This is a genomic window from Cupriavidus sp. CuC1 (assembly GCF_044627735.1).
In the GTDB taxonomy this organism is placed as follows: domain Bacteria; phylum Pseudomonadota; class Gammaproteobacteria; order Burkholderiales; family Burkholderiaceae; genus Cupriavidus; species Cupriavidus ulmosensis.
Genome location: NZ_JBIUHC010000276.1, coordinates 1 through 7,402, shown reverse-complemented (window position 1 = coordinate 7,402; position 7,402 = coordinate 1). Strand labels below are relative to the sequence as shown.

The 7,402-nt window shown below is 65.7% G+C and carries 8 protein-coding genes and 1 pseudogene; 6 read left to right on the top strand and 3 right to left on the bottom strand.

Annotated elements, in window-relative coordinates; genetic code table 11:
* Window positions 1-11 precede the first annotated feature (11 nt).
* A complete protein-coding gene (locus ACGLHR_RS49910; RefSeq protein WP_400103310.1) occupies window positions 12-275 on the bottom strand; it encodes a hypothetical protein in 264 nt (87 codons plus the stop codon).
* A complete protein-coding gene (locus ACGLHR_RS49905; RefSeq protein ID WP_400103308.1) occupies window positions 272-1,216 on the bottom strand; it encodes a LysR family transcriptional regulator in 945 nt (314 codons plus the stop codon). The genes ACGLHR_RS49910 and ACGLHR_RS49905 overlap by 4 nt, the downstream gene beginning before the upstream one ends.
* Window positions 1,217-1,257: 41 nt before the next feature.
* On the opposite strand from ACGLHR_RS49905, the gene ACGLHR_RS49900 reads away from it, so the two are divergent.
* From ACGLHR_RS49900 to ACGLHR_RS49875, 6 genes are all read left to right on the top strand, one after another.
* Window positions 1,258-1,455, top strand: coding sequence for a hypothetical protein (locus tag ACGLHR_RS49900; protein WP_400103306.1), 198 nt, complete (start codon window positions 1,258-1,260; stop codon window positions 1,453-1,455).
* A 114-nt stretch (window positions 1,456-1,569) separates the two neighbouring features.
* Window positions 1,570-3,063 (top strand): UbiD family decarboxylase, encoded by a 1,494-nt coding sequence (locus tag ACGLHR_RS49895; RefSeq protein ID WP_400103304.1) that lies wholly within the window; start codon window positions 1,570-1,572, stop codon window positions 3,061-3,063.
* A gap of 4 nt (window positions 3,064-3,067) precedes the next feature.
* A complete protein-coding gene (locus tag ACGLHR_RS49890; protein ID WP_267600469.1) occupies window positions 3,068-3,661 on the top strand; it encodes a UbiX family flavin prenyltransferase in 594 nt (197 codons plus the stop codon).
* Window positions 3,662-3,730: 69 nt separating this feature from the next.
* The gene (locus ACGLHR_RS49885; protein WP_153955549.1) at window positions 3,731-4,693 is read left to right on the top strand and encodes a tripartite tricarboxylate transporter substrate binding protein; all 963 of its coding nucleotides are present in this window, start codon (window positions 3,731-3,733) and stop codon (window positions 4,691-4,693) included.
* A 34-nt stretch (window positions 4,694-4,727) separates the two neighbouring features.
* A complete protein-coding gene (locus ACGLHR_RS49880) occupies window positions 4,728-6,467 on the top strand; it encodes a GMC family oxidoreductase (protein WP_400103301.1) in 1,740 nt (579 codons plus the stop codon).
* A 78-nt stretch (window positions 6,468-6,545) separates the two neighbouring features.
* Window positions 6,546-7,247 carry a sterol desaturase family protein gene (locus ACGLHR_RS49875; RefSeq protein WP_267600471.1) on the top strand — a complete coding sequence of 234 codons (702 nt, stop codon included), beginning with the start codon at window positions 6,546-6,548 and terminating at the stop codon, window positions 7,245-7,247.
* Window positions 7,248-7,267: 20 nt separating this feature from the next.
* Here ACGLHR_RS49875 and ACGLHR_RS49870 read toward each other — a convergent pair.
* Window positions 7,268-7,402, bottom strand: a pseudogene (locus tag ACGLHR_RS49870) (LysR family transcriptional regulator); the annotation flags it as partial.

Sequence of the window (7,402 nt, the reverse complement as noted above, 5' to 3'; positions counted from 1 at the left end):
CGAGGTGATCGTCACCCTACTGGAGCCATATTTGCAGCCCGATAATTATTAAACCTATTTACGAGATGTTGTACTAGCAGCACGTCCTGGCGCAGGCGGGCATCCTGGCCCCAGGTGGTGCGCTCGAAGACATGGCGCGCGGCGGCGATGGCGGCTTCGGCTTGCCAGGTGCCGCCGTCCGCGAACTGCCCGATCAGGGTCCCGTCGGCGGGGTTGACGCTATCGGCGGAAGGCTCGCCGGTCCATGCGCCGGCAATCCAGTGTTGCGCGTTCATTCCATCTTCTCCTTGTTCAAGTCTTGGCTGCCGGCGGGCGTTGCCGCGTCCGACGTACGCTGGATCTCGCTGGCAATGATGCTGACCAGCGCCTCGGCCGCTGTGCTCAAGGGGCGGCGGGGGTGGCTGATGCGCACGATGTGCCGGATCAGCCGTGGCGCCAGGATGGCGTGCACGCGCAACGTGCCCCGGTCCACCGCGCGCTGCACCGCGATGCGCGGCAGGATCGTGGCCATGTTGGTTGATGCAACAAGCTTGACGATGGTGCCGAGCGCGTCGATCTCGTACTTGGGCGTGAGCATCATGTCCAACTGGTGCGCCGCGCTGTCGAGCACGCCGCGCAGGCCGTGGCGTTTGGTGGGCAGCACCAGTTCCACCGCGGGGAGGCTGGCTAGCTGGACCGAGCCGGGCAGGTCCGGGCCGTGGGCCGCGCTCGTTGCCAGCACCATTTCTTCGTCGAGCAGCGGCCGGGAGTCGAGTGACAACTGGGCGCGCGGCTTGTTGATGATGGCCACGTCCAGCTGGCCACCCGCTACCCAGTCGATCAGCGTGGTGCTGTAGCCGTCGGCCACGGTCACCTCGACCTGGGGATAGCGCATACGAAAGCTGGTCAGTGCTTCGGCGAGCGCGCCCTCGGCGATGGAGGCGATCAGGCCGATCGTGATGTTGCCGGAGACGACCTCGTCCCGTTGCACCAGTTGTTCGCGCGCATGCGTGATGTCGCGCATGATGGGCAGGAACAGCCGATACATCTGGCGGCCCGCGGCGGTCGGCGACATGCCATGCGCGCCGCGCTCGAACAGTTTTTGATTCAGCTCTTCTTCCAGCCTGGCGATCTGCATGCTCAGCGCGGGCTGCACGATATGCAGCCGCTTGGCGGCCCGAGTGACTGATCCGTCCTCGAACAGCGCGATGAAGTACTGGATCTGCTTTAAATCCATGTGCCCGAGTCGCCTCATTGTTTAATCATTAAAAATGATATTTGAAAATCAATACATATAAATCAGTGATCTCCAAGGCGGCGGATGCCAGCGCCGGCAATCCGCCTGAGGTGCAAAATCCACCGGGCGCAGCCTCTAAAGCGAAGATCGCTTCCAAGGTCTCTATTAGCGTTCAGCGCCTGTCGCCTGTCATCGGGTCAAACACGTATATCAGAAACTATGATATTTCGGATCAATAAACAGTATTAGACCTGATGCATCTTCCTGACTAGGCTTGCCTCACATTGAGTGCGGCCGGGCCAGTCTGGACCAGTCTGGCCTGGGCCGCACACCGACGACCCAGGAGTCACGCCATGCCCAGGCAACCCGCCGAAACGACGAACAGCGCGCCGCGAGCCGCACCATTGCCCGAAGGGGCGCTGACCCTGCGCAGCTGGCTGCGCCACCTCGGCAACACGGACCGGCTGGCTGCAATCGACGAGCCGGTGGCACTAGAGCACACCCTCGCAGCCGTCGCCAAGCGGCTCGATGGCGAGCGCGCGGCGTTCTTCCGCCGGCCTGGCGGCCATGCCGTTCCGGTCGTGAGCGGGTTCATGTCGCGCCGCGCGTGGATCGCCGAGGCGATGGGCGTGCCCGAGGCCGGCTTGCTCGAGCGCTTGCGCAGCGCCGCCGCGCAGCCTTTGCCGGTGAGCGAGGTGGCCCAGGGCGAGGCCGCATGCCAGCAGGTCATCCACCTGGACAAGGTGAACCTGCACAAACTGTTGCCCATCCCAACCCACAGCGAGCACGACAACGGTCCCTATATCACGGCCGGTCTGGCCATCGCGCGGAACCCGCGCACGGGCGTGCAGAACGTCTCGATCCACCGCATCCAGGTGCATGCACCGGACCGCATGGCCATCCTGATGCTGCCACGCCATCTCGATGCGTTCTACCGCGCGGCCGAAGAATGCGGCGAGGCGCTATCCATCGCCATCGTCATCGGCGTCGATCCTCTCACCATGCTGGCTTCGCAGGCCATCACGCCGATCGACCATGACGAGCTGGAGATCGCCGGGGCCTTGCACGGCGCGCCGCTTGCCGTGGTCAAGTGCCGTACCAGCGATGTGCGTGTGCCGGCCAATGCCGAGATCGTGATCGAGGGCCGGCTTCTGCCCGGCGAGCGCGAGATGGAAGGGCCCTTCGGCGAGTTTCCCAAGTACTACAGCAGCGCCGAGCCGCGCGAGGTCATCCAGGTCGACGCCGTCACGCACCGTCATCGCCCGATCTATCACACCATCGTGCCTGCGGAGATGGAGCACCTGCTGCTCGGGGCGATTCCGCGCGAGGCGACCTTGCTGGCGCATCTGCAGCGCAGCCATCCCGGGGTGCAGGATGTGCATCTGTCGGTGGGCGGCGTATGCCGGTACCACTTGTATGTAAAGCTCGACAAGAAGCGCGAGGGCGAAGCGAAGAACGTCATTCTCTCGGCGTTTGGCGCGCACTACGACATCAAGCAGGTGGTCGTGGTGGATACCGATGTCGACGTCCACGACCCGGCCGAGGTGGAATGGGCCGTCGCGACGCGCTTCCAGGCAGACCAGGACCTAGTGGTGATCGCCGGGGCGCAGGGCTCGGTGCTCGACCCCTCCACGACCGTCGCGGCCAGCCTCGCCGGCATCGACAATCCCGAGCCGCACCTGCAAGGCATCTGCGCCAAGATGGGGCTGGACGCGACCCGCCCGGTCAAGTACGCGGCGCATGTGTTCACGCGCGTGCGGATTCCCGGCGAGTCAACCATCGATTTACAGGCGCTGGTGTCGGTCGACCCATCGCACTGGGAAGCGTATCTCGGCGATGGAGCTTGATGCCATGGCCAGCCAGAGACGCATCATTGTCGGCATATCCGGCGCCAGCGGCGCGGCCATCGGCGTCAATCTCCTCAAGGCGATGCACAGCCTGGACGGCGTCGAGTCGCACCTCATCGTGTCGGCTTCCGGCATGCTCACCGCGACCCAGGAACTCGGCATCAAGCGCAGCGAACTCGAGGCGCTTGCCGACGTAGTGCATAACGTGCGCGATATCGGCGCGGCGGTAGCCAGCGGCTCTTTCGTGACCGAGGGCATGGTGGTCGCGCCGTGCTCGATGAAGACACTAGCGTCGGTGGCCAACGGGTTTTCCGACAACCTGCTGACCCGCGCCGCGGACGTGGTGCTCAAGGAGCGGCGGCGCCTGGTGCTGGTGGCGCGCGAAACCCCGCTGAACCTCGCGCACCTGCGCAACATGCTGCACGCCACCGAGATGGGCGCGATCGTGATGCCGCCCGTGCCCGCCTTCTACGCGCATCCGACCAGCATCGTGGACGTGGTCAATCACACCGTGGGCCGCATCCTGGACCTGTTCCAGATCGAGCACGACACGCTGGCCAGCCGCTGGTCGGGCCTCGCTCACGACTTTGCCGGCTGACGGCCAGCGCTGCGGACCGGGGCGCTGATCCCGGCCGAACTTTGAATACTGAACAGGCAGGAGACAGACATGAAAACTTGGCTCGCCCATGCCGGGCTCGCTTTGCTGTTGCTGACGGGGCTTGCCCATGCGCAAGGCTATCCCACCAAGCCGATCCGCATCGTGGTGCCCTACCCGCCCGGCGGCTTCAACGACACGCTGGCCCGCATCGTCGGCAGCAGGCTCACCGCAGCCTGGGGCCAGCCCGTGGTGGTGGACAACAAGCCCGGCGCGGGCACCATCATCGGCACCTCGTTCGTGGCCAAGGCCGCGCCCGATGGCTACACGCTGCTGGTGGTGCAGTTCCCCTTCGGTGCCAATCCCTGGCTCTATAAGTCGCTGCCGTACGACACCCTCAAGGACTTCACGCCCGTCATCCTGGCAGGCCAGTCGCCGATGACCCTTGTGGTGACCAACGGATCGCCGATCCGCTCCGTGGACGATCTTGTCAAATCCGCTAAGGGCACGCCCGGCAAGATCAACTACGGCTCGTCGGGCAGCGGCTCGTCCAACCACCTTGCCATGGCGCTGTTCGAGCGCAGTGCCGGCGTCACGCTCGCCCAGGTTCCCTACAAGGGCAGCACGCCCATGCTGACCGATCTGGCCGGCGGGCAGGTCGAAGTGGCCTTCGACGCGTTGCCCCATGTGCTGCCTTTCGTGAAGTCCGGCAAGGTGCGCGCGCTTGCCGTCGCCGACCGGAGCCGCTTTGCGTCGCTTTCCACGGTGCCCACCATGGCCGAGAGCGGCCTGCCCGGCTACGACGCGTCATCCTGGCACGGCATTGTCGCGCCGGCCGGCACGCCCCCGGAGATCGTGCGAAAGCTGAACGCCCAGATCAACGACGCGCTGCGCACGGCGGATGTGCGCAATATCTTCCACGAGCAGGGCGTGCGCCCCGACGGCGGCAGCCCCGCCGACTTCTCTGCGTTTATCGGCAAGGAACTGGCGAAGTGGAAGCAGGTGGTGCATGACGCGGCCATCCCCTTGCAATGACGGAGCAACGACGCACATGACAAGGGGAGACCGCATGGATACGCCCAGGGAGCGTTTCGACTACGTGATTGTTGGCGGCGGGTCCGCCGGTTGCGTATTGGCCAATCGCCTGTCGCAGGACCCGGCCATCCGCGTCGCGCTGATCGAGGGGGGCGTCGATACACCGCCGGACGCTGTGCCGGTGGAGATCCTCGACAGCTATCCGATGCCCTTGTTCTTCGGTGACCGGTATATCTGGCCATCGCTGCAAGCCCGCGCCGTGGCAGGGGGCAGGTCCAAGGTCTACGAGCAAGGGCGCGTCATGGGCGGCGGCTCCAGCATCAACGTGCAGGCCGCAAACCGCGGGCTGCCGCGCGACTACGACGAGTGGGCCGCGTCGGGCGCGCCCGGCTGGTCGTGGCAGGATGTGCTGCCGTATTTTCGCAACCTTGAGCGCGATGTGGACTACGGCAACAGCCCGCTGCACGGCAGCCACGGACCGGTGCCGATCCGCCGCATCCTGCCGCAGGCTTGGCCGCCGTTCTGCACGGAGTTTGCGCACGCGATGGGCCGCAGCGGCTTGTCCGCGCTGGCCGACCAGAACGCGGAGTTCGGCGATGGCTGGTTTCCCGCCACCTTCTCGAACCTGGATGACAAGCGGGTTTCGACCGCCATCGCCTATCTCGACGCGGATACGCGCCGGCGGGCCAATCTGCGGATCTATGCCGAGACAACGGTGCGCAAGCTCGTCGTATCCGGCCGGGAAGCGCGTGGGGTGATCGCCATCCGGGCCGATGGGTCGCGGCTGGCGCTGGACGCCGGGGAGGTCATCGTGTCCGCGGGCGCCTTGCAGTCGCCCGCTATCCTGATGCGCGCGGGGATCGGCGACGCCGGCGCGCTGCAGGCCCTCGGCATCGAGGTCCTGGCCGACCGGCCCGGCGTTGGCCGCAATCTCCAGGATCATCCGGCGCTGACGTTCTGCCAGTTCCTCGCGCCCCAGTACCGCATGCCGCTCTCGCGCCGGCGCGCCAGCATGACGGCGGCGCGCTTCTCATCGGGGGTGCCAGGTGGCGAGGCGTCGGACATGTACCTGTCCAGTTCCACACGGGCCGGTTGGCATGCACTCGGTAATCGGCTCGGCCTCTTCTTCCTGTGGTGCAACCGGCCATTCTCGCGCGGGCAGGTGAGCCTTGCGGGAGCCCAGCCGGATGTGCCGCCCATGGTGGAACTCAACCTGCTCGACGACGAGCGGGATCTGCGGCGCATGGTGACCGGCGTACGCAAGCTGGTGCAGATCGTGGGTGCGTCGGCCTTGCATCAGCATCCGGGTGATTTCTTCCCCGCTACTTTTTCGCCGCGCGTCAAGGCGCTGAGCCGCGTGAGCCGCGGCAATGCGTTGCTCACAGAGTTGCTGGGGGCACTGCTTGATGTCTCGGGGCCGCTGCGCAGAAGCCTGATCGCGCGCTTTTTCACGGGCGGGGCAAACCTGGCCAGCCTGCTGGCGGATGAGTCCGCGCTGGAGGGCTTTGTGCGCCAGAGCGTCTTCGGGGTCTGGCATGCCAGCGGCACTTGCCGGATGGGCGAGCATGCGGACCGGAGGGCGGTGACGGATGCGGCGGGCCGCGTTCACGATGTTGGCAGGCTGCGCGTCGTTGACGCTTCGCTGATGCCGCGGCTGCCGACGGCCAATACCAACATCCCCACCATCATGCTCGCGGAAAAGATTGCCGACACCATGCAAGCCGAGCGCCGCGCCGTCCGGCTGGCATCGAGCGAAGTTGCCCATCCGAGTTGAAAACCGAAGCTCAAATCCACGCTGAAGAACGAAGCTGCACGATGGCGCGCCACCGGCGGCTGGAACGAGGAGATAACGATGAAATACGATGACGAAATCCGCGCACGCTCTTACCGCTTCCGCGACGAATATGTCGCCGCCACCCCTGCGTGGTATCGCGGCGAATTGCATCTGGCCTTCACGCTGCTATTCACCGGCGGGGTGATTGCCTGGTGCGCGATGAAACTGCAAGCACCGACGCTGGCGCAGTGGCTCGCGATCGTGCCAATCTTCTTGCTCGGGAACTGGGCCGAGTGGGCCGCGCACCGCTATATATTGCATCGACCGACGCGCTTGTTCAGCGCGATCTATAAACGGCATTGCGCGGTGCATCATCGCTTCTTCACACATCTGACGCTTGAGTACAAAGGCCAGAAGCACTGGCGCGCCTTGTTGTTTCCGCCCTTTGCGCCGGTAGCCTTCGTGCTGGCGGCCGTGCCGTTCGCGCTGGTGATCGGCGTGGTGTTCTCGAAGAACGCGGGCTATATCGCGCTGATGACGATGGCGGCGTACTACCTGATGTACGAGGGCCTGCATACGCTGTCGCACATCACGGATAGCCCGCTGCTGGACCGGATGCCGTTCGTGGGGACCGTGCGGCGCCTGCACGTCACGCATCACGATCCTGAGCTGATGGCCACGCAGAACTTCAACCTGACCTTCCCGATCTGCGACACGCTGTTCGGCACGCGCAGCGATGCGCCGCGCGAGGTGCGCAGCCCGGTGGAAGGCCGGCGGTAGCCAGGGCCACTGCGCCAGGATCAGGCTGGCGTTCCGGATACCCTGCGGATCTCCTCGGCCACGATCGCGATCAGCGCGTCGGCGGCCGTGCTGAGCGGGCGCTGCGGATGGCTCACGCACACCAGGTGGCGCACGATGCGCGGCGCCAGGATGGG